This window comes from Azospirillum aestuarii (assembly GCF_016632405.1).
GTDB classification, from domain to species: domain Bacteria; phylum Pseudomonadota; class Alphaproteobacteria; order Azospirillales; family Azospirillaceae; genus Azospirillum; species Azospirillum aestuarii.
Genome location: NZ_JAEPIV010000005.1, coordinates 137,136 through 163,148, shown reverse-complemented (window position 1 = coordinate 163,148; position 26,013 = coordinate 137,136). Strand labels below are relative to the sequence as shown.

At 67.9% G+C, this 26,013-nt stretch carries 22 protein-coding genes; 17 read left to right on the top strand and 5 right to left on the bottom strand.

All coding sequences use genetic code 11. The features are described from left to right. Positions 1–7: 7 nt before the first annotated feature. The gene (locus tag JJL56_RS13175; protein ID WP_186452934.1) at positions 8–718 is read right to left on the bottom strand and encodes a Crp/Fnr family transcriptional regulator; all 711 of its coding nucleotides are present in this window, start codon (positions 716–718) and stop codon (positions 8–10) included. Between the two features lie 240 nt (positions 719–958). Here JJL56_RS13175 and JJL56_RS13170 point away from each other — a divergent pair, with 240 nt between their 5' ends. The 5 genes from JJL56_RS13170 to JJL56_RS13150 all read left to right on the top strand — a co-directional run bounded on the left by JJL56_RS13170 (position 959) and on the right by JJL56_RS13150 (position 6,283). Then, positions 959–2,593, top strand: coding sequence for a long-chain-fatty-acid--CoA ligase (locus tag JJL56_RS13170; RefSeq protein ID WP_200485357.1), 1,635 nt, complete (start codon positions 959–961; stop codon positions 2,591–2,593). Positions 2,594–2,792: 199 nt separating this feature from the next. Next, positions 2,793–3,554 carry an SDR family NAD(P)-dependent oxidoreductase gene (locus tag JJL56_RS13165; protein ID WP_200485356.1) on the top strand — a complete coding sequence of 254 codons (762 nt, stop codon included), beginning with the start codon at positions 2,793–2,795 and terminating at the stop codon, positions 3,552–3,554. Between the two features lie 32 nt (positions 3,555–3,586). Beyond that, positions 3,587–4,783, top strand: a complete 1,197-nt coding sequence (locus tag JJL56_RS13160) for an acyl-CoA dehydrogenase family protein (protein ID WP_200485355.1) — start codon at positions 3,587–3,589, stop codon at positions 4,781–4,783. A 4-nt stretch (positions 4,784–4,787) separates the two neighbouring features. After that, positions 4,788–5,894 carry a phosphotransferase family protein gene (locus JJL56_RS13155; protein WP_200485354.1) on the top strand — a complete coding sequence of 369 codons (1,107 nt, stop codon included), beginning with the start codon at positions 4,788–4,790 and terminating at the stop codon, positions 5,892–5,894. After that, the gene (locus JJL56_RS13150; RefSeq protein WP_200485353.1) at positions 5,894–6,283 is read left to right on the top strand and encodes a DUF6285 domain-containing protein; all 390 of its coding nucleotides are present in this window, start codon (positions 5,894–5,896) and stop codon (positions 6,281–6,283) included. Before JJL56_RS13155 ends, JJL56_RS13150 begins: the two co-directional genes overlap by 1 nt. Before the next feature lie 50 nt (positions 6,284–6,333). Here the strand turns inward: JJL56_RS13150 and JJL56_RS13145 are convergent, their stop codons facing one another. Together JJL56_RS13145 and cysQ are read right to left on the bottom strand one after the other, a co-directional pair. Continuing rightward, entirely contained in the window at positions 6,334–7,131 is a 798-nt protein-coding gene (locus tag JJL56_RS13145; RefSeq protein ID WP_145626043.1) for a ferritin-like domain-containing protein, read from the bottom strand. Then, complete coding sequence (gene cysQ / locus JJL56_RS13140) at positions 7,125–7,898, bottom strand: 3'(2'),5'-bisphosphate nucleotidase CysQ (RefSeq protein ID WP_145626042.1); 774 nt, start codon at positions 7,896–7,898, stop codon at positions 7,125–7,127. The genes JJL56_RS13145 and cysQ overlap by 7 nt, the downstream gene beginning before the upstream one ends. Before the next feature lie 120 nt (positions 7,899–8,018). Here cysQ and JJL56_RS13135 point away from each other — a divergent pair, with 120 nt between their 5' ends. The 11 genes from JJL56_RS13135 (at position 8,019) to bfr (ending at position 23,755) form a co-directional block, all read left to right on the top strand. Then, positions 8,019–8,516 (top strand): GNAT family N-acetyltransferase, encoded by a 498-nt coding sequence (locus JJL56_RS13135; RefSeq protein ID WP_247890309.1) that lies wholly within the window; start codon positions 8,019–8,021, stop codon positions 8,514–8,516. Between the two features lie 156 nt (positions 8,517–8,672). Further along, positions 8,673–9,107 (top strand): bacteriohemerythrin, encoded by a 435-nt coding sequence (locus tag JJL56_RS13130; protein WP_186452933.1) that lies wholly within the window; start codon positions 8,673–8,675, stop codon positions 9,105–9,107. A gap of 375 nt (positions 9,108–9,482) precedes the next feature. Further along, on the top strand, positions 9,483–10,775 hold the full coding sequence (locus JJL56_RS13125) for a hypothetical protein (protein ID WP_200485351.1): 1,293 nt from the start codon (positions 9,483–9,485) through the stop codon (positions 10,773–10,775). A 179-nt stretch (positions 10,776–10,954) separates the two neighbouring features. Further along, the gene (treS, locus tag JJL56_RS13120) at positions 10,955–14,278 is read left to right on the top strand and encodes a maltose alpha-D-glucosyltransferase (protein ID WP_200485350.1); all 3,324 of its coding nucleotides are present in this window, start codon (positions 10,955–10,957) and stop codon (positions 14,276–14,278) included. 107 nt (positions 14,279–14,385) lie between these two features. Further along, complete coding sequence (glgB, locus tag JJL56_RS13115) at positions 14,386–16,650, top strand: 1,4-alpha-glucan branching protein GlgB (RefSeq protein WP_247891064.1); 2,265 nt, start codon at positions 14,386–14,388, stop codon at positions 16,648–16,650. A gap of 114 nt (positions 16,651–16,764) precedes the next feature. Continuing rightward, on the top strand, positions 16,765–17,082 hold the full coding sequence (locus tag JJL56_RS13110) for a nucleotidyltransferase family protein (protein WP_145626036.1): 318 nt from the start codon (positions 16,765–16,767) through the stop codon (positions 17,080–17,082). Continuing rightward, positions 17,072–17,428, top strand: coding sequence for a HepT-like ribonuclease domain-containing protein (locus JJL56_RS13105; RefSeq protein WP_038527390.1), 357 nt, complete (start codon positions 17,072–17,074; stop codon positions 17,426–17,428). Before JJL56_RS13110 ends, JJL56_RS13105 begins: the two co-directional genes overlap by 11 nt. A gap of 28 nt (positions 17,429–17,456) precedes the next feature. Then, positions 17,457–19,607 (top strand): glycogen debranching protein GlgX, encoded by a 2,151-nt coding sequence (glgX, locus tag JJL56_RS13100; RefSeq protein WP_145626035.1) that lies wholly within the window; start codon positions 17,457–17,459, stop codon positions 19,605–19,607. Positions 19,608–19,694: 87 nt separating this feature from the next. Beyond that, positions 19,695–20,732 carry a response regulator gene (locus JJL56_RS13095; protein ID WP_200485349.1) on the top strand — a complete coding sequence of 346 codons (1,038 nt, stop codon included), beginning with the start codon at positions 19,695–19,697 and terminating at the stop codon, positions 20,730–20,732. A gap of 225 nt (positions 20,733–20,957) precedes the next feature. Further along, positions 20,958–23,147: a 4-alpha-glucanotransferase gene (malQ, locus tag JJL56_RS13090; RefSeq protein WP_200485348.1), complete on the top strand. Its 2,190-nt coding sequence runs from the start codon at positions 20,958–20,960 to the stop codon at positions 23,145–23,147. A gap of 122 nt (positions 23,148–23,269) precedes the next feature. Further along, on the top strand, positions 23,270–23,755 hold the full coding sequence (bfr, locus tag JJL56_RS13085; RefSeq protein ID WP_145626032.1) for a bacterioferritin: 486 nt from the start codon (positions 23,270–23,272) through the stop codon (positions 23,753–23,755). Between the two features lie 22 nt (positions 23,756–23,777). On the opposite strand, the gene JJL56_RS13080 is transcribed toward bfr, so the two are convergent. Beyond that, positions 23,778–24,170 (bottom strand): hypothetical protein, encoded by a 393-nt coding sequence (locus JJL56_RS13080; RefSeq protein ID WP_200485347.1) that lies wholly within the window; start codon positions 24,168–24,170, stop codon positions 23,778–23,780. 213 nt (positions 24,171–24,383) lie between these two features. Next, the gene (locus JJL56_RS13075; RefSeq protein ID WP_247889443.1) at positions 24,384–24,824 is read right to left on the bottom strand and encodes a hypothetical protein; all 441 of its coding nucleotides are present in this window, start codon (positions 24,822–24,824) and stop codon (positions 24,384–24,386) included. 510 nt (positions 24,825–25,334) lie between these two features. Here JJL56_RS13075 and JJL56_RS13070 point away from each other — a divergent pair. Beyond that, positions 25,335–25,913 carry a hypothetical protein gene (locus tag JJL56_RS13070; protein ID WP_247889442.1) on the top strand — a complete coding sequence of 193 codons (579 nt, stop codon included), beginning with the start codon at positions 25,335–25,337 and terminating at the stop codon, positions 25,911–25,913. Positions 25,914–26,013: the final 100 nt, after the last annotated feature.

Genomic DNA, 26,013 nt, shown 5'->3' with positions numbered 1-26,013 from the left:
AGACACTTCACCCATTCGCCTCGGCGATCTCCTCCAGCGCATTGCGGTCGAGCAGGGTGATCCGCCCGGACTCCATGGCGATCACGCCGTTGCGCTGCCATTCGCCCAGCAGCTTGTTGATGCTCTCCCGCGACACGCCCACCAAGCAACCAAGCTGCTGCTGCGACAGCTTGATGTCCAGCTTCAACCCGCCCGGCGCCGGCTTGCCGAACACGTCGGCCAGCCGCATCAGCGCGCGGGCGAAGCGGGACGATGCTTCCAGGAACAGCGTGTCCTCCAGATGCTCGCTGGTCTGGCGCAGCCGCTTGCACAGGACGGTGATGAGCTGGAGCGCCACCGCCGGACGCTCATTCAGCAGCGGCACGAACTTCGAGCGGTCGAGCACCAGCAGGTCGGTCTCCTCCAGCGCCACGGCGTCGGCGGTCCGCGGCTCGCCATCGAGCAAGGCGATCTCTCCGAACAGACCGCCCTTGTTGATGATGTTCAGCACCAGCTCCTTGCCGTCGGTGGAATGGGAGCAGATCTTCACCCGCCCGCGGATGACCGCCATCATGCTGTCGCCGGGGTCGCCCTTCTGGAAGATGACCGCGCCGGGCCGGAAATAGGCCAGCCGGGCGCTGGCGGCGAGGCGTTGCAGTTCCGGCTTCTCTAGATGCTTCAGCAGGAAATGCCCGGACAGCACCAGTTCCTTGTCGAACGCGATCCGCACCGTCGTCATGGTCGCCCCCATACGGCTCGATGCCGGACAGTGTAGCGGGCGGAGGGCCTGCAACCGCAGCGCCAGAGGCGGTAACGCGCTCGCCCGTCCCTGCCACGTTCTTGCGGGCATAGGGGAGGGGACCGACCAAAGGTGAAACTTGTTCTGTCCAATGGTTCGTGACTACCATCATCGGCAAGGCGTTCGATGTAAGGCGCCGGCCCAGAAAACAGGGACCGCAGAACAGGGAAGGAGACGAGCGTGGACGCCACCACTCCGTCCGCAGACCTATCCAGGCGCACGGCCAACCATGTGCCGCTGACGCCGCTGGACTTCCTGCGCCGCTCCGCGATGGTCTATCCGGACAAGACCGCCGTGGTCTACGGTCCCCTGCGACGGAACTGGGCGGAGGTGGAACGCCGCGCCCGCGCGCTGGCCTCCGCGGTGAGCAGGGCCGGCGTCCAGCCGGGGGAGGTGGTGTCCGTCCTGGCCTTCAACACCCCGGCGATGCTGGAGGCGCATTTCGGCATTCCCGGCGCCGGCGCGGTGCTGAACGCCATCAACACGCGGCTCGACCCGCCCGCCGTCGCCTTTATCCTGGAGCACGCCGAAAGCCGGCTGTTCCTGGTGGACCGCGGCCTGTCCGCGGTGGCCCGCGCCGCGCTGGAGCGCATGGCGGCCCCGCCGCGGGTGGTGTGGATCGACGATCCGGCGGCGCAGGACGCCGACCCGGTGGGCGATCTGGAGTATGAGGATTTCCTCAAGACCGGCGATCCCGAGGCTCCCTGGCGGACGCCGGAGGACGAGTGGGAGACCATCGCGCTCAACTACACCTCCGGCACCACCGGCAACCCCAAGGGCGTGCTGTACCATCACCGCGGCGCCCATCTGAACGCGCTCGGCAACGTCATCACCTTCGGGCTGCGGCCCGACAGCGTCTATCTGTGGACGCTGCCCATGTTCCACTGCAACGGCTGGACCTACCCCTGGGCGGTGACGGCGGTCGGGGCGACCCATGTCTGCCTGCGCACCGTCGACCCGGCGGCGATCTTCCGCCTGATCGCGGAGGAGAAGGTCACCCATCTCTGCGGCGCGCCGGTCGTGCTGACCATGCTGATCCACGCGCCGGACGCGGTGAAACGCGGCTTCGACCATGGCCCGGTGCAGGTGGCGACCGGCGGGGCGGCGCCGCCCAGCGCGGTGATCGCGGGGATGGAGCGGATGGGCTTCCGCCTGACCCACCTCTACGGCATGACGGAATGCTACGGCCCCTCGACCGGCTGCGCGTGGCAGGAGGCATGGGCGGACCTGCCATTGGACGAGCGGGCGGTGAAGATGGCCCGCCAGGGCGTGCCCAACGTCACCATGTCCGAGCAGACCGTGCTCGACCCCGACACCGGCGGCGAAGTGCCCGCCGACGGCGAGACGCTGGGCGAACTGGCGCTGCGCGGCAACACGGTGATGAAGGGGTATCTGAAGAATCCGGCGGCGACCGACGAGGCGCTGCGCGACGGCTGGCTGCACACCGGCGACCTCGCCGTGCTGCATCCCGACCGCTACGTCGAGATCAAGGACCGCGCCAAGGACATCATCATCTCCGGCGGCGAGAATATCGCCTCTCTGGAGGTGGAGGAGGTTCTCTACAAGCACCCCCACGTCATGGAGGCTGCCGTCGTCGCCCGTCCCGACCCGAAATGGGGCGAGAGCCCTTGTGCCTTCGTCACGGTGAAGCCGGGATCGGAGGGGCGGGTGACGGAGGCCGAGATGATCGGCTGGTGCCGCGACCACCTCGCCCATTTCAAGGCGCCTCGGACGGTGGTGTTCGGGGCCTTGCCGAAGACATCGACCGGGAAGATCCAGAAGTTCGTGCTGCGCGAACAGGCGAGGGGGTTGTGAGGGAGTGGTCGCATCGGGCCCCCCTCCCAACCTTCCCCCGCTTCGCAGGGGGAGGAGCCATTCCCTCCCCTGCGAAGCTCTCGCGCAAACCGAAGGTTTGCGCTGACGCGGCAGGCGGACCTTTGGTCCGCCGAGAGCGGGGGAGGGTTAGGGAGGGAGCCCAACGAATGAACCCTAACAACATAAACTCAGGACCCCCATGACCCTCTCCCTCACCAACCGCACCGCCCTCGTCACCGGAGCCTCCGCCGGCCTGGGCCGCCACTTCGCGGGCGTGCTGGCCGCGGCGGGCGCCCGCGTCGCGCTGGCCGCAAGGCGGCATGAGAGCCTGGACGCCGCCGTTGCCGAGATCGAGGTGGCGGGCGGGCAAGCCATCCCCGTTCTGATGGACGTCACCGACGCCGCCTCCGTCCGCAACGGGGTCCGCGAGGCGGCGAGCGCGCTTGGCGGGCTGGACATCCTCGTCAACAACGCCGGGGCCACCGTCGCCAAACCCGCGCTCGACTACGCGGAGGAGGAGTGGGACCGCGTGATCGACACGAACCTGAAGGGCGCCTTCCTCACCGCGCAGGAGACGGCGCGTGTCATGAGGGAGCGGGGGCGGGGCGGGTCGATGGTCAACATCGCCTCGATCCTCGGGCTGCGGGTGGCCGGCCATGTCGTGGCCTACACCGCGTCGAAGGCCGGGCTGGTGCAGATGACCCAGGCGCTCGCCCTGGAATGGGCGCGTTACGGCATCCGAGTCAACGCGCTGGCCCCTGGCTACATGGAGACCGACCTGAACCGCGATTTCCTGGCGACCGACGCCGGGCAGGCGCTGATCCGGCGGGTGCCCCAGCGGCGGCTGGGGCGGCTGGCGGACCTCGACGGGCCGCTGCTGCTGCTCTGCTCCGATGCGTCGGCCTACATGACCGGGGCGGTCGTGCCGGTGGACGGCGGGCATCTGGTCAGCACCTTGTAATCAAGAAGAAACGACGGAGAGGACCCGAACCGATGGATTTCAGCCTGCCCCCGCACATCGAGGAGTTCCGCCGCCGCGTGCGCGCCTTCGTGGAGGAGCGCATCCTGCCGCTGGAAGCGGACCCGGCCTCCTACGACGCGCATGAGAACATCGCGCCCGCCCTGCTGGAGCGCCTGCGCGGGGAGGTGAAGGCCGCCGGGCTGTGGGCGCCGCAAATGCCGACGGAGCGCGGCGGGCAGGGGCTGGGCATCGTCGGCATGGCCGCGGCCTACGAGGAGATGAACCGCTCCATCTTCGGGCCGGTCTGCTTCAACTGCGCCGCCCCCGACGACGGCAACATGCAGCTTCTCAACAAGGTGGCGACCGAGAGGCAGAAGGAGCGCTGGCTCCAGCCCATCGTCGACGGCAAGGTCCGCTCCGCCTTCGTGATGACCGAGCCGCATCCCGGTGGCGGCTCCGATCCCTCGATGATGAAGACGCGGGCGGAGCGGAAGGGCGACCTCTGGGTGATCTCCGGCCACAAATGGTTCATCACCGGGGCGGGCGAGGCGCAGCATTTCATCCTGATCGCCCGCACCTCCGACGACAAGCGCAAGGGGCTGACCGCCTTCCTGTTCGACAAGGACCAACCCGGCTGGGAGATCGTCCGCCGCATCCCGATCATGGGGCCGGAGGAGCATGGCGGCCATTGCGAGCTGCGCTTCGACGGGCTGGAGGTTTCCGACGAGAACGTCCTGATGAACATCGGCGACGGGCTGAAGGCCACGCAGATCCGCCTCGGCCCGGCGCGGCTGACCCATTGCATGCGCTGGACCGGCCTGTCGAAGCGGGCCATGGAGATCGCCGCCGCCTATGTGCGCGAGCGCGAGAGTTTCGGCACCACGCTCGCCGGGCACGAGGGCGTGCAGTGGATGATGGGCGACGTCGCCATGCAGATCGAGATCGGCCGGCTGCTGGTCATGAAGGCGGCGTGGCAGCTCGACCGCGGCGACTTCGCCCGCAAGGAGGTGTCGATGGCCAAGGTCCATGTCGCCGAGACTCTGCACAAGGCGGTGGACACGGCCATCCAGCTCTGCGGGGCCAGGGGCTATTCGAAGGACACGGCGCTGGAGTGGATGTACCGCTACGCCCGGCAGGCCCGGCTGGTGGACGGGGCGTCGGAGGTCCACAAGATGGTCCTGGCGCGGTTCTACATGGACGAGGGTGACGGCTTCTGGGCCTGGGGGTGACGGGATGGGTGCACTGATCGACGGGGAAAGCCGGCCGCGGCTGGAATCGTGGCTGGCCGGGGCGACCGGCGCGACGCGCGTGTCGGTGGCCGACGAAGGCACGCTCGGCGGGGGAGCCATCTCGCTCAACCTCGCGGTGACGCTGGACATTGACGGCGGGCCGCAGGCCGGGCGGCACGCCTGCGTGCTGCGCGCCCAGCCCGGCGGCGGCGCGGCGGCGGCGTCCGGCATGAAGGCCAGCATCTCCAAGGCGCAGGAGTTCGCCGTGCTGCGCGCCGCCTTCGGCGCCGGGGTGGCCGCACCCGAACCCATCGCCGCATGCGGCGACCCGGCGGTTCTCGGCGCCGACTTCTACATCATGCGCCGCGCCGAGGGCATCGGGGCCGGGCACAAGGTGGTCAAGGCCGACCAGCCGCAGCGCGGCCTCGCCCGCGAGCTTGGCCGGCAGCTCGGCCGCCTGCATCGGGCCGGTCCGGACACGCCGGGGCTGGGGGACCTGCCGGTGCCGAACCCGTCTCCGGCGCTGGATTGCGTCCACGCCTACCGCGACTGGCTGGGCGATCTGGCGCTGAGGGATGCCGTGCTGGCCTGGGGCTTGCGCTGGCTGGAGATCCACGCGCCACCGCCGGGCGATCTGGTGCTGTGCCACCGCGACTACCGCACCGGGAACTATCTGGTGAAGGACGGCGGGCTGACCGCCATCCTGGATTGGGAGTTCGCGGGATTCAGCGACCCCATGGAGGATCTCGGCTGGTTCTGCGCCCGCTCCTGGCGGTTCGGGCGCCACGACCGCGAGGCGGGCGGGCTGGCCGGCCGGGAGGATTTCTACGCCGGTTACGAGGAAACCTCGGGCCGCCGGGTGGACCCGCGGGCGGTCGCCTATTGGGAAACCGCGGCCTACATGCGCTGGGCGGCCATCGCGGTCCTCCAGGGGCGCCGCCATACCTCCGGGGAGGAGCCGTCGCTGGAGCTGGCCTTGACCGGGCGGATGCTGCCGGAGATCGAGCTGGATCTGATGCGCCACATCCGCGGGCTGGGACTGACGGCGTCCGCTCCGGCGGCGGTGGAGGCCGAACCGTCCGGCGATGCCGGCGAAGAGAGGGTCGCCTGATGCGCACCAGCCCCGACGCCCAGGAATTGCTGAGCATCGTCGCGGAGACCTTCCGGACCGACCTGCTTCCCCACATCCCGCCGGCCCAGCGCTACACGGCGCTGATGATCGCCAACGCGCTGGGGATCGTGCAGCGTGAACTGGCCGGGGTGGACGAGGCGGGTCACGCCGTGCTGGCGGCGCTGGCCCTGCTTTACGGCGAGGACGCGGACGACAGCCTGTCCGGCGCTGACCTGCGTCAGCGGGTGGAGGCCCTGCAGCACCGCCTGTGCATCGAGATCGCCGCGGGCGACTTCGACCACGACGGCCAGGACGTGCTTATGGAGTGCCTGGAGGAGATCGTCCAGGCCCGGCTGGGCATCACCAACCCGAAGCTGTTGCGGGGGTAGGCCAGGTACCCCTCTCCCGCCATGGGAGAGGGGAGCGAAAGCTGTGGGCGTTACTCCGCGATCGGCTCGTAGAATTCCGGGCCGAAGTCGGCGGCTTGGCGGCTGGTCACGTTGAAGGGCTTCTTCAGGCCGCCGCGGAAATACCGCTTCACCAGATCCTGCCACGTCTCCACCGGGTCCACGCCGCGCTTGGCGCAGAGATGGCCGAACCAGCGGCGCCCGGCGGCGACGTGGGTGATCTCCTCGTCGTGGATGATCTGGAGCAGGGCGGCGCTCTCAGCGTCGCCGAACTCGCGCAGGCGGCGGACGGTTTCCGGGGTCACGTCGAGCCCGCGCGCCTCCAGCACCATCGGCACCACGGCCAGCCGGGCGGCGAGGTCGTGGGCGGTGGTGGTCGCTGCCTGCCACAGCCCGTCATGGGCCGGCAGCTCGCCGTAGCCGGACCCGAGCTGGTTCAGCCGCTCCTCCAGCATCTGGAAATGCCGGGCCTCGTCGTCGGCGACCTGCACCCAGTCGTCGGTGAAGCCCTTCGGCATCCCCTCGCCGACGAAGCGGCACACGATGTCCCAGGCGAGATCGATGGCGTTCAGCTCGATGTGGGCCAGCGCGTGAAGCAGGGCGACGCGGTTCTGCGCGCTGCCGCCGCGCCCGCGCTTGGGCATGTCGCGGGGCAGCATCAGCGGCGGGCGCTCCGGACGGGCGGGGCGCTCCGGCGGGACCAGCGCGCCGAATTCGCTGATGCGTCCGTCGCGCCACGCCGCGGCGTAGTCCCGCGTCAGGCGCACCTTCTCCAGCGGCGCCGCGGTGGTCAGAACCGCGACGGCCGCATCACACAGCGTGGTCACCATCCATACGCAACGAAATGGGGGTTCAGGATGTCGGCCTTGCCGTAGAGGAAGGGCGAGCCGTCGGGCTGCTCCACCCGCCCGCCGGCGGCGGCGAGTATGGCGTGGCCGGCGGCGGTGTCCCATTCGCTGGTCGGGCCGAAGCGGGGGTAGAGGTCGGCCTTGCCGGAAGCCACCGTACAGAACTTCAAGGAACTGCCGCAGGTCACCCGGTTCTTCACCGTGTAGCCGGCCAGAAAGCTCTCCAGTTCGCTGCCGCTGCCGTGGGAGCGGCTGGCGACCACGGTCAGGCCGTCGGGAGGCGGCTTGCGGACCTGGATCGGATAGTCATGGCGGCCTTCCACCCAATGGACGGCGGTGCCCGCTCCGCAGGCGGCGTAGAGATCGCCCGTGGCCGGCGCGTAGACGACCCCCAGAACCGGGCGCCCGCCCTCGATCAGGGCGATGTTGACGGTGAACTCGCCGTTGCGGCTGATGAATTCCTTGGTACCGTCCAGCGGATCGACCAGCCAGAAGCGTCCGCCGGAAATGTCCGGCCGGTGCCCGGCGGCCACGGCCTCCTCCGCCACCACCGGGATGCCGGGGGCGATGTGGTGCAGGGCCGGGGTGATGACGTGCTCGGCGGCCAGATCGGCCTGGGTGACCGGACTGCCGTCGACCTTTGTGGCGGCGTCGATGCCGTCGTTGTAGAAGCGCAGGATCACCTGACCCGCTTCGTGGGCGATGGTCCGCACCTTGGGCAGCAGGCTCGCCGCGGCGGTGTCGGTCATGGGTGGTCCTCCGGTCGGCTGGTGTGCGAACGGCCACCATAGCGCGCCCGGATGCTGGGCTGGAAGGCTGGAAAGGGCGGGAAGGATGGGAGAATGCGGATGAACGGGGGGTGGCGCGCCATGGAAGCGACGGACCTGGACCGTGTGATGGCCATCGCCGAGATCGTGCACCCCGATTACCCGGAAGACCGCGCCGTCTTCGCCGAGCGTCTGGCCCTCTACCCGGAGGGCTGCGCCATGGCGGAGGCGGATGGGCTCGGCATCGGCTACATCGTCATGCATCCGGGGCGGTTGGGCGTTCCGCCGCCGCTCGATTCGCCGCTCGGCACGCTGCCGGAGGCGCCGGATTGCCTCTATCTGCACGACGTCGCCCTGCTGCCCGCGGCGCGGGGGCTGGGGCTGGGTGTCGCGGCGCTGGAGCGCATGGACGCGCTGGCGGTGCGGCAGGGCTTCCGCTGGCTGGCCCTGACGTCAACCCCCGGCGCGCGGGCCTTCTGGGACGCGCAGGGGTTTGTGCCTCGTGACGGTGGGCCGCAAGACGGTAGGGCCGGTCTGGCGGCCAAGCTCGCCTCCTACGGTGGCGGCATGACCTATATGACCAAGCCGGTGAAAGGCTGATCCGGAGGCATTGAATAAATTTTGCCGCAAATCGAATCCATTGCGCCGGGCGCTGATTCGATTTGCGGCAAGTTGTCCGACTCCGGCCGGCGGGTCCGGATGCTATCTTGCGGCGTTCTCCGCACCTCAAGCACGGCCGTTCGCCGGCAGGCCCCCATGCAGCCATCCGCCAGTTTCCCGTGGAAGACCGAATACACGGTTGGAAACGAGTCCATCGACGAACAGCACCGGACGCTTCTGGAACTGGCCGGGCTGCTGCACATGGCGGTGGCGGCGGGGCAGGGCTACAAGATCATCCAAAGCGCCTTCGCCGCCCTGGTGAAGTACACGGATGAGCATTTCACCGCCGAGGAGCGGTTTTGGACCGACGCCAGGAGCGGTGGCGTGGAACAGCACAAGCGGCTGCACCGGCAGATCACCGAAGAGCTGCTGGCGCTGCGGTTCGAGGGGCCGTACGGGGTCGTCTTCTGCACACCCAACGAATTGACCAACTGGGTCGAACACCGCCTGATCGCCCATTTCATCGAAGAGGATCAGGACGTCTACCGCAGCCTGTCCCAAGGCGCCAAGCGGAGGCGGGCCTCCTCCTGACCGCCTTCGGGCGACCGTCGTTTGCGGAACCGGCCCACCGGACCGGCCCCGAGGCCCTCTTCCCCCGGCCTCGATGGACGCCGGAACCGCGCCCGCTCCATCCCGGATGGCCTGCCCCGGAGGCGGGCAGGATGCGGACTGTGAAAAGCACGTTTGCATGAAAACTCGAAGGCAAACGATTGAGTGCAAATGCATTCAAATAAAATAGTTTTATTATGAAAATTATCACCGCTATTGTTTTTTGAATGCTCCGACCATTCCTAAATAAATATGAATGAATGCAATTCGTGAATTCATGAATTGCATCGTCATGGTTGGCGTTCGCGTCAATGCCATGCGGAGGTTGGGGTGTTTTGCCAACCGCGAGGGAACGCCATGTCTGAACTTTACCTGCTTCCGCCGTCCACGTCCGTGGCCTATCCGTCCAGCCTTCCGTCGGGCACGGTGAAGCTGTACGCCGATCAGAACTGGAGCAGCGACAATCTGACCATCACCACCTCGGGCGCGATCGAAGGCGTCCAGAGTTCCTTCGCCGGGACCAACCTGAACGACCGGACCACCTGGGTCGCCTTCAACCTGCCGGAGGGGGTCGTCCTGACCCTGCTGGAGCACAAGACCACCCCGCCCGCCGGCCAGCCCTACAGCTTCAACGGCTGCGGGCGTTGCGTCGATCTGATCGGCAACGGGAAGACGCAAACGGTCGACGTCGAGAAGCTCGGCGCCAACGACTGCCTGTCCGCCTACATCTGGCGCAACGTGGATCTGAACACCGGCGTCTTCCAGCTGTTCGACGGGCTGAACTATGCCGACAACCGCAACACCTTCTTCCTGTGCGAATGGCCGATGGGTTCGGTGCTGTCGCTGGTGGGCTGGTACATCTGCGACCGGGCGGCGTCGATCTATTTCGGCGGGCTGACCGCCCAGCAGGTGGCGCTGTACGACGGCGGCCAGGCCGAAGGAGAAACCCTGTCCGTCGCCGGCTGGCTGAGCATGGACGGCATTCCGGACCTGCGCAGCTATTCCTTCGTCGACAAGGAGGCCTCGTGGCGATGGGATCTGCTGCCTCCGGCCCATTCGGAGGTCGATCCCTTCACGATCACCTCGCCGGTCCCCACCAGCCCGTCGAGCAGCATCAGCAGTTCCATCTCCGGCACCAACGAGGGGGCGGCGACGATCACCGACACGGTGTCGGTGACCAGCGGGAAATCACAGTCCCTGACGCTGTCGGTCACCGATTCCCACACGATCGGTTATGTCCAGGAGGTGCGCTTCACCTACGGGATCGGTCTGACCGGCGAGGTCGAGGTCGGTTGCACCTTCTCCATGTCCTACACCTACACGGGCACGAAGGAGACCTCGGTCACCAATTACTACGATCTGTCGGTCAGCCAGATGGTCGAGATCCCGGCCGACTGCCGCTACAGCTCGACGATGACGATCCTGATGGCCGAAATCCCGCCGACCTCCTACAGCACGCCGGCGGTCTTCTACTACACCCAGCCGGTGCCCGGTTCGACCTACGATCCGGCGATGAGCGCCGAACTCGGCAAGACGGTCTACGCGCTGCGCCAGACGGTGACGGGCTACGTCAACGGCGGCGTCTCGGTGGACGTCCGGAGCAGCACGGAAACCCAGCCGCTGACCGTCGCGACGCTGGCCGACGCCTGACGCCGGCACCGCCCGCGACGCGGGTCCGCCATCGCAGGTTTCACGTCCAACGTTGCCTTTGCCGTGGAACGGACCCAACTCTAACTGGTTTATGATGTGGCGCGGCTGCCGGATGGGCGCGGGATTCCCCGCCCGTCCGGCGACCCCGCTCCACCAGACCAGCGGAGCGACGGGGCGGTATGAAGAACTCGGACAATGGCCGGATCGATCGGAACGACACGCTCTGGTACAAGGACGCGGTCATCTATCAGCTTCATGTGAAGGCGTTCTTCGACGCCGACAACGACGGCATCGGCGACATCGCCGGCCTGACGCAGAAGCTCGACTACATCCAGGAGCTTGGCGTCACCACGCTGTGGCTGTTGCCCTTCTACCCCTCGCCGCTGCGCGACGACGGCTACGACATCGCCGATTACAAGGCGGTCAACCCGTCCTACGGCAATCTCCAGGACTTCAAGCGGTTCCTGCGCGAATGCCATGACCGCGGCCTGCGCGTCATCACCGAGCTGGTCATCAACCACACCTCCGACCAGCACCCGTGGTTCCAGCGCGCCCGTCAGGCCAAGCCGGGATCGAACCACCGCAATTTCTACGTCTGGTCCGACACCGACCAGAAGTACCAGGGCACCCGCATCATCTTCTGCGACACGGAAAAGTCCAACTGGACCTGGGATTCCGAGGCGCAGGCCTATTTTTGGCACCGCTTCTACTCGCACCAGCCCGACCTGAACTTCGACAACCCAAAGGTTCTTCAGGAGGTGCTGAACGTGATGCGCTTCTGGCTGGACATGGGGGTGGACGGGCTGCGGCTCGACGCCGTGCCCTACCTGAAGGAGCGCGAGGGCACCAACAACGAGAACCTGCCGGAGACCCACGACGTCTTGAAGGCCATCCGCACGGAGATCGACAAGGGCTACGGCGACCGCATGCTGCTGGCCGAGGCGAACCAGTGGCCGGAGGACGTGCTGCCCTATTTCGGCGACCTGGAGAAGGGCGGCGACGAATGCCACATGGCCTTCCACTTCCCGCTGATGCCGCGCATCTACATGGCCGTCGCCATGGAGGACCGGCACCCCATCGCCGACATCATGCGCCAGACGCCGGACATCCCGGACGAGTGCCAGTGGGCCATCTTCCTGCGCAACCATGACGAGCTGACGCTGGAGATGGTCACCGACCGGGAGCGGGACTATCTTTGGGACTTCTACGCCGCCGACCGGCGCATGCGCATCAACCTGGGCATCCGGCGGCGCCTCGCCCCGCTGCTCCAGAACGACCGCCGCAAGATCGAGTTGCTGAAGAGCCTGCTGCTGTCCATGCCGGGCACGCCGGTGCTCTACTACGGCGACGAGATCGGCATGGGCGACAACATCTATCTCGGCGACCGCGACGGCGTGCGCACGCCGATGCAGTGGTCGCCCGACCGCAACGGCGGCTTCTCCCGCGCCGACCCGGCGCGGCTGTATCTCCCGGCGATCCAGGACCCCATCTACGGCTTCCAGGCCATCAATGTCGAGGCGCAGCAGCGCAGCCCGTCGTCACTCCTCAACTGGATGAAGCGGCTGATCGCCGTGCGCCAGCAGCACAAGGCGTTCGGGCGCGGCAGCTTCCAGCTTCTCTATCCGGGCAACCGCAAGGTCTTGGCCTATCTGCGCTGCCATTCGACGGAGGAGGGCGACGAGGTCATCCTCTGCGTGGCCAACCTGTCCCGTTCCGCCCAGGCGGTGGAGCTGGACCTGAAACAGTTCCGCGGCCGCGTGCCGGTGGAGATGCTGGGCCGCACGGTCTTCCCGCCGGTCGGCGATCTGCCCTACCTGCTGACCATCCCCGCCTACGGCTTCTACTGGTTCGCCCTGGCCGCCGAGGCGGCGCTGCCGTCCTGGCACGAGACGATGCCGGAGCCGGTACCCGACCTGCTGACCATCGTCATGCGCGACGGCTGGAAAAGCCTGATCAGCGGGCGCGCGGAGGCGGAACTGGCGCGCGACATCCTGCAGGCCTATCTGCCGCAGCAACGCTGGTTCGCCGCCAAGGACCGCCGGATCGAGCGCGCGCATGTCCCGGTGTCCGCGCGGCTGAACGGGCCGGGCGACGGCTTCATGCTGCTCCACACCGACGTCGAGCTTTCCGGTGGCGGCACGCAGTCCTACTTCCTGCCGCTCGCCATGAGCTGGGAGGAGAACGCCGGCAACACCGGCTGGCCGCTGCTCCCCTTCACGCTGGCCAAGGCCCGGCGCGGCCCGCGCACTGGCGCCATCTACGACGCCATGCAGGCCGACGCCTTCACCCGCAGCCTGCTGACCGCTCTGCGCGAGGGGCGGGAGATTCCGGCGTCGCATGGGCATCTGCGCTTCTCGCCCACGGCCTGCATGGCCGACCTCGTGGTGGACGACGAGACGGAGATCCGCCGCCTGGGTGTGGAGCAGAGCAACAGCTCCATCCTGGTCGGCAGCCAGGCCGTGCTGAAGGCGTTCCGCCGCCTGACCCCCGGCGCCCATCCGGAGCTGGAGGTCGGACGCTTCCTGACCGAGGTGGCGGGCTTCCAGAACACGCCGCCGCTGCTCGGCTCCGTCGAGCATGTGGCGGAGGACGGCACGCCGACCGCTTTGTTCGTTCTCCAGGGCTTCGTTCGCAATCAGGGCGACGGCTGGAGCAGCACCGTCGATTCGCTGGTGCGCGACCTGGACGACATCCGTCTCGGCCTGTCCCACGACCCGGAGGAGCCGACCGAGGGCGAACCCTTCGGCATGCACGCCGCCATGATGGCGACGCTCGGCCAGCGCACGGCGGAACTCCACTGCGCGCTGGCGAAGCGGACCGGCGATGCCGCCTTCGATCCGGAACCGGTCACCGCCGACGACCTGAAGGGCTGGGGCGAGGCCGCCCGCCGTCAGGCCGAGGCCGCCTTCGCCGCGCTGCCCGGCGCGCTGGACCGTCTGGCCCCCGCCGTGCGGGAACAGGCGGAGTCCCTGCTGGCCCGCCGCACCGACGTGATGAACCGGCTGGCCGAGCTGGCCGACACGCCGCCGCAGGGCGACAAGACGCGCATCCACGGCGACTATCACCTGGGGCAGGTGCTGCGCGCCCAGAACGACTGGTACATCATCGATTTCGAGGGCGAGCCGGCGAAGTCGCTGGAGGAGCGCCGGGCCAAGCACAGCCCGCTGCGCGACGTGGCGGGGATGCTGCGCTCCTTCAACTACGCCACCTGGGCGGCGCTGTTCCGGATCGACGAGACGGGCGCGCTGGAGGAAGCCGGCGCGGTGATGGAGGCGGCGCTCGATTGGGAGCGGCGCAGCGTGCAGAGCTTCCTGGAGGCCTACCGCGCCGCCATGGCGGCCTGCCCGGACGTGCCGGACGGAACCGCCGCCGACCGCCGCCTGCTGGCGCTGTTCCTGATGGAGAAGGCGCTCTACGAAATCGCCTACGAGGCTGCCAACCGGCCGAACTGGATCGGCATTCCGGTGAAGGGCGTGCTGGGGCTTCTGGACGGCGAATCCTGAGGCGAAACCCAATGGGCGACATAGGACGCCGCGGGCGTGGTGTGACAAACGCCCCGGCGCTATGTTCACACCCCAGGAACGAGCAAGGGTAAGGGGAAAGTCAGCCGATGCCGAACGACATCCGAACGGGAAACCGTGCCAAGGCGCAGGAAGCGTCGCCGAAGGCCGTGTCGCCGTTGAGCGGCGGCATCGAGGCCATCGTCCGCGCCGACCACGGCGATCCCTTCGCGATCCTGGGCATGCACCAGACCGGAAAGGATCAGCCCGTCGAGGTCCGCGCCTTCATCCCCGGCGCGGAAAAGCTGTGGGTGGTCGACAGCGCGTCCGGCGATCCGGCGGGCGAGGCGGACAAGGTCCACGACGAGGGCTTCTTCGTCGCCGTCCTGCGCGACCGCAAGGAGCGCTTCCGCTACCGCCTGCGCGTCCAGTTCCCGCTGGCCACGGTGGAGTTCGAGGATGCCTACCGCTTCTGGTCCGTCCTGGGCGAGCTGGACATCCATCTGCTCGCCGAGGGCACGCACCTCAAGAGCTTCGAGCGGCTGGGCGCCCACCCGCGGGAGATCGACGGAGTGGCCGGCGTTGCCTTCGCCGTCTGGGCGCCCAACGCGCGGCGGGTCAGCGTGGTCGGCGACTTCTGCGACTGGGACGGGCGGCGCCTGCCGATGCGCAAGCGGATGGAAGCCGGCGTGTGGGAAATCTTCGTGCCCCACGCCACCGTCGGCCAGCGCTACAAGTTCGAGATCAAGGGGGCGGGCGGCGATCTGCTGCCGCTGAAGTCCGATCCCTACGCCTTCCAGGCCGAGTTCCGTCCCCAGACCGCCTCCGTGGTGCACGGTCTGCCGTCCTACGACTGGCAGGACGCCGAGTGGCAGCAGACCCGCTCCGCCAGCGCCGACCTGACCGCGCCGATCTCCATCTACGAGGTCCATCTCGGGTCCTGGGCGCGGGTGCCGGAGGAGGGCGACCGCTTCCTGACCTACCGCGAACTGGCCGAACGGCTGGTGCCCTATGTGAAGGATCTCGGCTTCACCCACATCGAGCTGCTGCCGATCACCGAGCATCCCTTCGACGGCTCCTGGGGTTACCAGCCGATCGGCATGTACGCGCCGACCAGCCGTCATGGCACGCCGGAGGACTTCAAGCATTTCGTGGACGCCTGTCACGCGGCGGGGATCGGGGTGCTGCTCGACTGGGTGCCCGGCCACTTCCCGACCGACCCGCACGGGCTGGGCTGGTTCGACGGCACGCACCTGTACGAGCATTCCGATCCGCGCCAGGGCTATCATCAGGACTGGAACACGCTGATCTACAATTTCGGCCGGACGGAGGTGCAGAACTTCCTGCTGGGCAACGCGCTGTTCTGGCTGGAGCATTACCGGCTGGACGGGCTGCGGGTCGATGCCGTGGCCTCCATGCTCTACCTCGACTACAGCCGCAAGGCCGGCGAGTGGGTCCCCAACCGCTTCGGCGGGCGCGAGAACCTGGAATCCATCGCCTTCCTGAAGCGGATGAACGAGCTGACCTACGGCCATCATCAGGGGATCATGACGGTGGCCGAGGAATCCACGGCTTGGCCGGCGGTGTCGCGGCCCGTCTATCTCGGCGGGTTGGGCTTCGGCTACAAGTGGAACATGGGCTGGATGCACGACACGCTGGAGTACATGGCGAAGGATCCCATCCACCGCCGTTACCACCACCACCAGCTCACCTTCGGCCTGATCTACCAGTTCTCGGAAAACTTCGTGCTGCCGCTCAGCCACGACGAGGTGGTGCACGGCAAGGGCTCGCTGATCAACAAGATGCCGGGCGACGACTGGCAGAAATTCGCCAACCTGCGCGCCTATTACGGCTTCATGTTCGCCCATCCCGGCAAGAAGCTGCTGTTCATGGGCGGCGAGTTCGGCCAGTGGCGCGAGTGGAGCGAGGCGCGCAGCCTGGATTGGCACCTGCTGGAGGAGCCGCTGCACCAGGGGCTTCACGCGCTGGTGCGCGACCTGAACCGGATGTACCGCGGTCTGAAGCCGCTGCACCAGACCGATTGCGATCCGGCTGGCTTCGAATGGATCGAGGCCAACGACAGCGACAACTCCATCCTCGCCTTCCTGCGCAAGAGCGGGGAGGACCCGGAGCACCATGTGGTCGTGGTGTGCAACTTCACGCCGCTGCCGCGCGATGGCTACCGCGTCGGCGTGACCCTGCCGGGGCGGTACGAGGAGGTGCTGAACACCGACGCCCCGGAATACGGCGGCAGCGGCGTCGGCAACGCCGGCGGCGTGGCGAGCGAGGAGACGGAATGGCATGGCCGTCCGCATTCCATCTGCCTGACCCTGCCGCCGCTGGGCACGCTGGTGCTGGAGCGCAAGGCGGGGTAGGGGCGCCGCCGTCTCGTCCCAGCGGGCACCCTTGACGGGCGCTGCGTGCCTCCTCTTTATTGACTTGGCTATCCCGCACAGGCTCCGGGTGGACGAGCGTCCGGGGGGACGATCATGACGATGAGGAACCGGCCGCCGTCCGTCGAAGAGGTGGTGCGCATCCTACGCAGCCACAGCGCTGACCTGCGTCGGCGCGGTGTTCTGCATGCCGCCGTCTTCGGGTCGGTGGCGCGCGGCGAGGCCCGGCCCGACAGCGACATCGACATCGTGATTGATCTGGACCCCGGTCGGCCCATGGGTCTGTTCGAGTACACGCGGGTGACGCTCGACATCGGTGACCTGTTCGACCGGCCAACGGATGTGGTGGTGCGGAAGAATCTGAAGCCCGCCCTTCGGGACAGCGTGGCGGGGGAGGCGGTGCATGCCTTCTAGGTCGCCGCAGCGGCGGCTGGAGGACATCGTCCAGAACATCGATGCCATTGCCCGATTCGTTTCCGGAATGGGTTTCGAGGATTTTCTGGCCGATCAGAAGACCAGCTACGCCGTGCTGCGCGCTCTCGAAATCATTTCGGAAGCCTCTCGGCGCATCCCCGATGACGTCAGACAGCGCCATCCCGAAATCGATTGGCGGGCCATAGCCGGTGCCGGTAACATCTACCGGCACGATTACGACAACGTGGACGACGCTCTTACGTGGCACACCATTCAACACGAACTTTCGCCGCTGAGGGCTGTGGTCGTCGCGGAATTGATGCGGATCGAAGGGAACCGGCCATGACGGTCCCACAAGACGGGATCGTCGTCTGATGTCCATCTCCACCGCCACGCGCACCGCCGTTTGGCCCGGCAAGCCCTATCCGTTGGGGGCGAACTGGGACGGGTTCGGGGTCAATTTCGCCCTGTTCTCCGCCCACGCCGAGAAGGTCGAGCTGTGCCTGTTCGACCAGACCGGCCAGCGGGAGGTCGAGCGGGTCGTCCTGCCGGAGCACACCGACGAGGTCTGGCACGGCTATCTGCCGGAGGCCCGGCCGGGCCTGCTCTACGGCTACCGCGTCCATGGCCCCTACGAGCCGTTGGCGGGGCACCGCTTCAACCCGAACAAGCTGCTGCTCGATCCCTACGCCAAGGCGCTGTTCGGGCCGTTCCGCTGGTCGGACGCCCATTACGGCTACCGCGTCGGCTCGACGCGCGAGGATTTGTCCTTCGACCGGCGCGACAACGCCCGCGGCATGCCGAAATGCCGGGTGGTCGACCGCGCCTTCACCTGGGGGCATGACCGGCATCCGGCGGTTCCCTGGTCGGACACGGTGATCTACGAGACTCATGTCGGCGGCTTCACCATGCGCCATCCGGAGGTACCGGCCCCGCTGCGCGGCACCTTCGCCGGCATGTCCACCCACGCGGTGATTGACTATCTGAGGGCGCTGGGCATCACCTCGGTGGAGTTCCTGCCGGTGCAGTCCTTCGCTGACGACCGGCATCTGGTCGGGCAGGGCTTGCGCAACTACTGGGGCTACAACAGCATCGGCTTCTTCGCGCCCGAGCCGCGCTACATGACCACCGGCGTTCTGTCGGAGTTCAAGACCATGGTCGCCCGCCTGCACGAAGCGGGGATCGAGGTCATCCTCGACGTGGTCTACAACCACACGGGCGAGGGCAACCATCTCGGCCCGACCCTGTCCTTCAAGGGCATCGACAACCTCAGCTACTACCGGCTGCTGCCCGACAACCCGCGCTTCTACATCAATGATACCGGCACCGGGAACACCCTGAATCTCAGCCACCCGCGCGTGCTCCAGCTGGTCATGGACAGCTTGCGCTACTGGGTGACGGAGATGCATGTCGACGGCTTCCGCTTCGACCTCGCCACCGTGCTGGCGCGGGAGCCCTACGGGTTCGACCCCGGTTCGGGCTTCCTCGACGCGGTGCGGCAGGACCCGGCGCTGGCCGACGTGAAGCTGATCGCCGAGCCGTGGGACGTCGGTCCCGGCGGCTATCAGGTCGGCAACTTTCCGCCGGGCTGGGCGGAGTGGAACGACCGCTACCGCGACACGGTGCGCCGCTACTGGCGCGGCGACGACGGCATGCTTCCGGAGCTGGCGGGACGCATCGCCGGCTCGTCGGACCTGTTCGAGAAGCGTGGACGGCGGCCCTGGTCGTCGGTGAACTTCGTCACGGCGCATGACGGCTTCACCCTGCACGATCTCGTTTCCTTCAATGACAAGCACAATTGGGCCAACGGCGAGGACAACCGCGACGGCCATTCCGCCAACCATTCCTGGAACCACGGGGTGGAGGGCGAGACCGACGACCCGGCGATCCGCGAGGCCCGCGCGAAGCAGAAGCGCAATCTGCTGGCCACCCTGTTCCTGTCTCAGGGCACGCCGATGATGCTGGCCGGCGACGAGATTGGCCACAGCCAGAAGGGCAACAACAACGCCTATTGCCAGGACAACGAGACCTCGTGGCTGGATTGGGCGCGGCTGAAGGGCGAGGGCGGGCCGATGCTGGCCTTCGTCAAGCGGCTGATCGCGCTTCGCAAGGCGCATCCGGTGCTGCGCCGCCCGGTCTTCCTGCACGGACGGCGGATCTCGCCGAACGGATTGAAGGACATCGTCTGGTACACGCCGCAGGGGGTGGAAAAGTCGGCGGAGGATTGGCGCAACGGCCATGCGCGCTGCATCATGCTGCTGCTGAATGGCCATGCCGGAACCTACACCGGGGTGGACGGGGCGCCGCAGGACGACGGGGTGCTGCTGATCGTGCTGAACGCCCACACCGACACGGTCAACGTCACCCTGCCGGAGGTGCCCGACGCGCGCGGCTGGCGCTGCGTGCTCGACACCCGCGTGGCGGACGGAGCCGGCGACGGGCGGATGCAGCTCGCCGGGCGGACGATGCCGGTGGACGGGCGGACCGCGCTGGTGTTCGTGCAGGTTGATTCGCCTGGCCGTTGATGCGGGTCAATAGGCGGTCTTTTCCGCCTGTGCTAACGTCCAGGCCGGGGATGGCCTTTCCACCTCCGGTTTCCGCGGAACCCACGCATGCCCGACTACGACTACTCCCTGGTTGATGCCGCCATCATCGACACGCAGTCCAACACCCAGCGCGTCCTGCGCGAGGTGCTGGCGCGGCTGGGGATGAAGCGGGCGGAGGCCTACGGCTCGGTCCGGGACGCGGTGGACATGGCGACGGCGGCTACGCCCGACCTGATCCTGCTGGACATCGATGGAGAGGAGGCGGAGGCGTTGCGCCTCATCCGCCGTCTGCGCAACGAGCCGGACACCCGCAATCCCTACGCCTGCATCGTCGCCACGACGTGGCAACCGACGCCGCTTCTGGTCATGCGCGTCACCAATGCCGGGGCCGACGACCTGCTGGTGAAGCCCGTCTCGCCCAAGCAGGTGCAGGACCGGCTGGCCGCCCTGATCGAATCGCGCAAGAAATTCGTGGTGACCGCCGACTACACCGGCCCCGACCGGCGCAAGTCGCCGCGCGAGGGCGCCCAGGTGCCGCTGCTCGACGCGCCGAACACGCTGCGGCTGAAGGCCACCAACCGCTGGGCGCACATCAACGCCCGGCAGCTCATGGCCGAGGCCAACCACTTCGTCAACGAGCAGAAGCTGCTGCGCATCAGCGTCCAGGTCGCCTTCCTGATCGAATTCGCCGCCACCGGCCTGACCGCCCGTCCGCCGGAGCGCATGGCGGTGGACCATCTGGCCCGCGTCCCGGCCTTCCTGGACGACCTGCTGCGCCGCCTCGACGACCTGGGTGAGCCGGGGCCGGCGGAGTCCGTCACCAAGTCCTTGAAGATGATGGCGGAGCGCTTGCGCCTCCAGGCCGAATCGGGCGCCGTCGCGGCGGAGGAGGTGGAGCGCGTCCGTACGCTCGCCCGTGATCTGATGCAGGCGGTGGATGCGAACCGCTCCCTGGAGGCCATGATGGCCGAGGTAGCCGCCGCGGTGACCGGCTATCGTGCCCGTCTGGAGCAGATGGCGCAGGCCAAGGCGGAGGCCGCGCGGGCCGCGACGGCGGTGCCCGCAGCGAACGGCGATGCCGCGAAAGAGACGGTCGGGCCGTGATCCCGCAAATGGTGAGCCGCTGAAGGCGAAGGCCGGATCATCCAAGGTTGCGGCGCGTTGTCACCCTTGCCCCGTCGCCGCGCGCGAAAGCGTTGCGGTCAATATGAAAATTCGAATGTTCGGGGCTGGACGGAACCGGCCCGACGCGCAATGCTCGCGCGCAGGCCGTTGCGGCCAGGATGACGCCACCAAGACGCTACGACCGACAAACGCGGGGACCCCTGAATGAGCGATCTCGACCGGCTTGCCGAACGGCTTGGCATCGAGCCCTTCTACCACGACATCTGGGGCAACCGGCGCGAGACCTCCGACGCGACGAAGCGGGCTCTGGCCGCCGCCATGGGCTATCCCGCCGGCAGCGGCGAGGAACTGGCGGGGAGCCTGCACGCGGTGGAGGACCGGTCGTGGCGGCGCATGCTGCCCCCCGTCCTGGTGATCGACGAGGGCGCGCCGCTCAGCCTCGCCCTGGCCGTTCCGGCCGGGCTGGAGGACGCCGAGCTGACCTGGACGCTGACCGAAGAGGGCGGACTTGCCCACCGCGCGTCGCTGCGCGTCGGCAACCTGCCGCTGGCCGAGCAGCGCGTGCTCGACGGCGTGGCCTACGAGCGGCGGACGGTGTCCACCCGCCTGCCGCCAACCCTGCCGCTCGGCTATCACCGGCTGTCGGTGGTGATCCGGCCCCAGGGCATGGGCGGCACGCTGGAGGGCGGCACGGTGCTGATCGTCGCGCCGCAGCGCTGCCTGACGGTGGAGGATGTGGTGCCCGGCGGGCGGACCTGGGGCATCGGCCTGCAGCTCTACGCGCTGAAGAGCAGCGACGATTGGGGCATCGGCGACTTCGACGACCTCGGGCGCTTCGCCGAGACAGCGGCGGGGCTCGGGGCTGGACTGGTCGGGCTGAACCCGCTGCACGCCCTATTCCCGGCCGACCCCAACCACATCGGCCCCTATTCGCCGGGCAGCCGGACCTTTCTCAACATCCTCTACATCGACGTGGAGCGGGTGCCGGAACTGGCGGCCACGCCCCAGGCGCAGGCTCTCATCGCGTCGGAGGAGTTTCGGCAGCGGTTGGCCGCCGCACGGGCGACGGAGCTGGTGGACTATCCCGCCGTGTCCGCCCTGAAGATGCCGGTTCTGGAGGCGCTGCACGCCACCTTCCGCGCGCTCGGCGAGAGCGACGCGCGGCGCGAGGCGTTCGAGACGTTCCGGCGCGAGATGGGCGAGCCGCTGCGCCGCCACGCCGTGTTCGAGGCGCTGCACGAGCATTTCTACCGCCGCGACCCGTCCCAGTGGATGTGGCGGACCTGGCCGCCGGCCTTCCAGCACCCGGACAGCCCCGAGGTCCAGGCCTTCGCCGCCGAGCAGGCCGATCGGGTGGGTTTCTTCGAGTATCTGCAATGGGAGGCCGACCGCCAGCTGGGCACGGCGGCGGAGCGCGGGCGGCGGGCCGGGTTGCCCATCGGCTTCTACCGCGACCTCGCCGTGGCGGCGCATCCCGGCGGGGCGGCGGCCTGGGGCGAGTCGGACATTCTGGTGCAGGGCGCCAACGTCGGCGCACCGCCGGATCAGTTCAACATGAAAGGGCAGAATTGGGGCCTCGCCCCGCTGTCGCCGGTGGGCTTGCGGGAATCGGCCTATGGCAGCTTCATCGCCATGCTGCGCGCCAACATGCGCCACGCCGGGGCGCTGCGCATCGACCATGTGATGGCGCTGCAGCACCTGTTCTGGATTCCGGCGGACGGCAGCGACGGCGCCTATGTCGAGTACCCGTTCGAGGACCTGCTGCGGATCATCGCGCTGGAAAGCCGGCGCAACCGCTGCATCGTCATCGGCGAGGATCTCGGCACCGTGCCGGAGGGCTTCCGCCCGGCGCTGGAGCGGGCCGGCATCCTCAGCTACCGCGTGCTGTATTTCGAGCGCAGCGCCGACGGCGGATTCAAGGCGCCTCAGGAGTATCCCGCCGGGGCCATGGTCACGGTGACCACCCACGACCTCGCCACCTTCAAGGGCTTCTGGACCAACCGGGACCTCGACTGGCGCGCCCGGCTCGACCTCTATCCCGACGAGGCCGCGCGGAACAAGGACGTCTGGGATCGTGGCGTGGACCGCTGGTGGATGCTCCAGGCGCTGGAACGGGAAGGGCTGCGCCCGGTCCGCTACCCGAACAACGAGGGTTCGCAACCCTTCTCGCGCGAGCTGATGGAGGCGGTGCACCGTTACCTCGCCCGCTCGCCGGGCCGCATCGCCATGGTGCAGATCGAGGACGCGCTGGGGGAGGTGGAGCAACCGAACCTTCCGGGCACCGTCGACCAACATCCGAACTGGCGCCGCCGCCTGGGCGTGCCGGTCGAGGCGATGGCCGAGAACGAGGGACTGCGCCGGCTGGCCGAGGCGGTCCGCAGCGAACGGCCTTGAAGCCAGCCGAACCGGAAGCCGATTGCCATCCCGCGCTATTGGCTTACACTTCCATTCAGTCGTCGGGCAAAAGAACAGGCGCCGCGCGCAACGTCGTGCGGCCAATCAAGACGGAGGGGTAGATGAAAGGTGATCCGAAGGTTATCCGGCACCTCAACACGATTCTGACGAACGAGCTGACCGCCATCAACCAGTATTTCCTGCACGCCCGCATGTTGAAGAACTGGGGCCTGCACCGGCTGGCGCACAAGGTCTACGAGGAATCCATCGGCGAGATGAAGCACGCCGACAAGCTGATTGAGCGCATCCTGTTCCTGGAAGGGCTTCCCAACCTCCAGGACCTGCACAAGCTGAAGATCGGCGAGGATCTTCCGGAGATGTTCACCGCCGACCTCGGCATCGAGAGCCACAACCGGGGCAATCTGCTGGAGGCCATCGCCGACTGCGACGCGGTGCGCGACTATCAGAGCCGCGAGATCTTCCGGGAGATCCTGGAGGACACCGAAGAGCACATCGACTGGCTGGAAACCCAGCTCGACCTGATCCAGCGCGTGGGCCTGACCGCCTACCAGCAGGAGCAGATCTACGGCGAAGACTCCTCGTCCTAAGCGAAGGGGTGCGATCCGCCGCCTAGACGGACATCCTTGCCGACGTCCCGGCCGCATAGGCCGCGGCGTCGGCCTTGCGGTAGGCGGTGATGGCGGCGGACCAGGGTTCGATGTGCAGGCCGCTGCCCATCGCGTCCTGATGAATGCTCTGCGCGATGAAGCCGGCGTTCGGCGTCGCGCTCAGGCGCGGCGGCGCGCCGGTCACCGGCCCGTCGCTGGCCTCCGCGTCGTCCAGCGCAAATCGGGATGAGGAACCGGAACGGCGGGCGCGGTTGCCTTCCGCTCCGCCCAATTCCGTCCGGTTTCCGCTTTTCAGCGCATCGTCGGTGGCCGAAACATCGTCGGATCGCCGGCGTTCCGGCTCCCCCGGCACGCGCCGGATCGGCTGCACCGCGATGGCTTCGCTGGCCAGCATCTGACGAAGCCGACCCATCCCGGACAGGGGCTGCGCGTTCGACGGCGATGATAGGGACGGGATGCTGGACACGGGAGCGCGGCGGGTTGTGGGTGAGCCTGATCCCGCATGGTATCAGCGCAAAGCTTCCCGATGCCTTAAAAAATTCGGGCAGGGGCGCGGCGCCGTGGTGGCCGTCCATCCGACGGCGCCGAGGGGTTCCCTTCGAAGGGCTTAAGCCCCCTTGCGGCCCCGGACGTTGCGGCGGACGACCGATTGCGCCTCCACGACCAGATCGCTGCCGCCGAGGATGCGGGTGAACAGCGCCTTGACGGTCGCCCGGCCATGCACTGTCAGCACGCCGCTGTTCGTATCGTCCTCGATCCTCAGCGCCGCGGCGTGGGCGCCGAGAAAGCTCTTGGAAAAGGCGTTGTCGAAGAAGGTGCGGATGTGGCCGTCGCGCTGGTCGTCGAACATGACCCGCCCGCCGGCCAGAGCGGCCGCGTCCACCGCCTGCGCCAAGCGTGCTTGCACCGCATAGCCGCGCACCGTCTCCATGGTGTAGCCGGCGCCCACCGCCAGGGGGAGGCCGAGCGCGACAATCAACGCCAGCGCCAGCCTGCGCCCGGACCGCCGTTCCTGCCGATGCTGGAGCGCGTAAGGGTGGTAAACCATCACCATCGCCGGACCCAAAAAATGTGAAGGAGAGCACAAGACCAAATCTGCCGGTTTTGCCTTAATGAGCGATTAACGGCGGCCCAATAAGTCTTTGAATGTTTAAAGGCGCGATAACGAGAGCGGGTATTTGTTCGCGCTTTCTCTCATTATTATTTTGAGTTGGGTAAGCCTTTTGATTGTTATTGGGGTAAAATGGTTCGAAATTCGTACTAAATTCTCTGAGTGGGCCTGCATGGCGAGGCCGTCGGAGACCATAAGGAATTCGCGCCGCATCGTAAGGGGGAAAAAGGAAGGATCGGCCATGCGGCTGGGCGATGCGTCGAAAGGATGCGGGAATAAAGCCGTCCGTCCCGGCGTCCACGAACCACCACGGTCTGAACAACAAGGCAGGGGAGGGCACCCATGGTTCGCACCATCTTTGGGGCTGGTATCGGCGCTGCGATTTCGGCGGCTGTTCTGCTGACGGCGGCACCGGCATCGGCGCAGACATCCGGGGGTTCGACGGGCATGAGCTTCTTCATCACCAGCGTCGGATCGGGGAAGGGCGCCGATCTGGGTGGGCTGGAGGGGGCGGACCGCCATTGCCGGCAACTGGCGCAGGCCGTCGGGGCGGGGAACCGCGACTGGAAGGCCTACCTGTCCACCCAGGCGGCGGATGGCCGGCCGGCGGTGAACGCCCGCGACCGCATCGGCGCTGGCCCCTGGCAGAACGTGAAAGGACAGGTGATCGCCCGCAGCGTGGAAGATCTTCACACCACAAACGGTCTGACCAAGCAGACCGGGCTCACCGAAACCGGCGAGACGGTGAAAGGCCGTGGCGACACCCCCAACACCCACGACATCCTGACCGGCAGTCAACCGGACGGCACGGCCTTCGGCGGCGCAGAGGACCGGACCTGCGGCAACTGGACCCGCAGCGGGACGGAGGGCGCCGCCATGGTCGGCCACCACGACCGCATCGGGCTCAGCGACGACCCGCCGGCCAAATCCTGGAACAGTTCGCATCTGACGCGGGGCGGCTGCAGCCAGGACGCTCTCAAAGGCACGGGCGGTGCGGGGCTGTTCTACTGCTTCGCGGCGGATTAGCGGCGGAGCGATGGAGCAGGAGCGGGAGGGCTGACCCGCCCGCTCCCTTTCCGCCGGCATCCGGGAGCGTTACAGTCGCGCCATTCGTACGGTGTGTGGA

What these genes read in the sequence shown, in the direction of transcription:
- JJL56_RS13175 (WP_186452934.1), bottom strand. Translation starts at nt 718, where the DNA reads ATGACGACGGTGCGGATCGCGTTCGACAAGGAACTGGTGCTGTCCGGG.
- JJL56_RS13165 (WP_200485356.1), top strand. Translation starts at nt 2,793, where the DNA reads ATGACCCTCTCCCTCACCAACCGCACCGCCCTCGTCACCGGAGCCTCC.
- JJL56_RS13160 (WP_200485355.1), top strand. Translation starts at nt 3,587, where the DNA reads ATGGATTTCAGCCTGCCCCCGCACATCGAGGAGTTCCGCCGCCGCGTG.
- JJL56_RS13155 (WP_200485354.1), top strand. Translation starts at nt 4,788, where the DNA reads ATGGGTGCACTGATCGACGGGGAAAGCCGGCCGCGGCTGGAATCGTGG.
- JJL56_RS13150 (WP_200485353.1), top strand. Translation starts at nt 5,894, where the DNA reads ATGCGCACCAGCCCCGACGCCCAGGAATTGCTGAGCATCGTCGCGGAG.
- JJL56_RS13145 (WP_145626043.1), bottom strand. Translation starts at nt 7,131, where the DNA reads ATGGTGACCACGCTGTGTGATGCGGCCGTCGCGGTTCTGACCACCGCG.
- cysQ (WP_145626042.1), bottom strand. Translation starts at nt 7,898, where the DNA reads ATGACCGACACCGCCGCGGCGAGCCTGCTGCCCAAGGTGCGGACCATC.
- JJL56_RS13135 (WP_247890309.1), top strand. Translation starts at nt 8,019, where the DNA reads ATGGAAGCGACGGACCTGGACCGTGTGATGGCCATCGCCGAGATCGTG.
- JJL56_RS13130 (WP_186452933.1), top strand. Translation starts at nt 8,673, where the DNA reads ATGCAGCCATCCGCCAGTTTCCCGTGGAAGACCGAATACACGGTTGGA.
- JJL56_RS13125 (WP_200485351.1), top strand. Translation starts at nt 9,483, where the DNA reads ATGTCTGAACTTTACCTGCTTCCGCCGTCCACGTCCGTGGCCTATCCG.
- treS (WP_200485350.1), top strand. Translation starts at nt 10,955, where the DNA reads ATGAAGAACTCGGACAATGGCCGGATCGATCGGAACGACACGCTCTGG.
- glgB (WP_247891064.1), top strand. Translation starts at nt 14,386, where the DNA reads ATGCCGAACGACATCCGAACGGGAAACCGTGCCAAGGCGCAGGAAGCG.
- JJL56_RS13110 (WP_145626036.1), top strand. Translation starts at nt 16,765, where the DNA reads ATGACGATGAGGAACCGGCCGCCGTCCGTCGAAGAGGTGGTGCGCATC.
- JJL56_RS13105 (WP_038527390.1), top strand. Translation starts at nt 17,072, where the DNA reads ATGCCTTCTAGGTCGCCGCAGCGGCGGCTGGAGGACATCGTCCAGAAC.
- glgX (WP_145626035.1), top strand. Translation starts at nt 17,457, where the DNA reads ATGTCCATCTCCACCGCCACGCGCACCGCCGTTTGGCCCGGCAAGCCC.
- JJL56_RS13095 (WP_200485349.1), top strand. Translation starts at nt 19,695, where the DNA reads ATGCCCGACTACGACTACTCCCTGGTTGATGCCGCCATCATCGACACG.
- malQ (WP_200485348.1), top strand. Translation starts at nt 20,958, where the DNA reads ATGAGCGATCTCGACCGGCTTGCCGAACGGCTTGGCATCGAGCCCTTC.
- bfr (WP_145626032.1), top strand. Translation starts at nt 23,270, where the DNA reads ATGAAAGGTGATCCGAAGGTTATCCGGCACCTCAACACGATTCTGACG.
- JJL56_RS13080 (WP_200485347.1), bottom strand. Translation starts at nt 24,170, where the DNA reads ATGCTGGCCAGCGAAGCCATCGCGGTGCAGCCGATCCGGCGCGTGCCG.
- JJL56_RS13075 (WP_247889443.1), bottom strand. Translation starts at nt 24,824, where the DNA reads ATGGTTTACCACCCTTACGCGCTCCAGCATCGGCAGGAACGGCGGTCC.
- JJL56_RS13070 (WP_247889442.1), top strand. Translation starts at nt 25,335, where the DNA reads ATGAGCTTCTTCATCACCAGCGTCGGATCGGGGAAGGGCGCCGATCTG.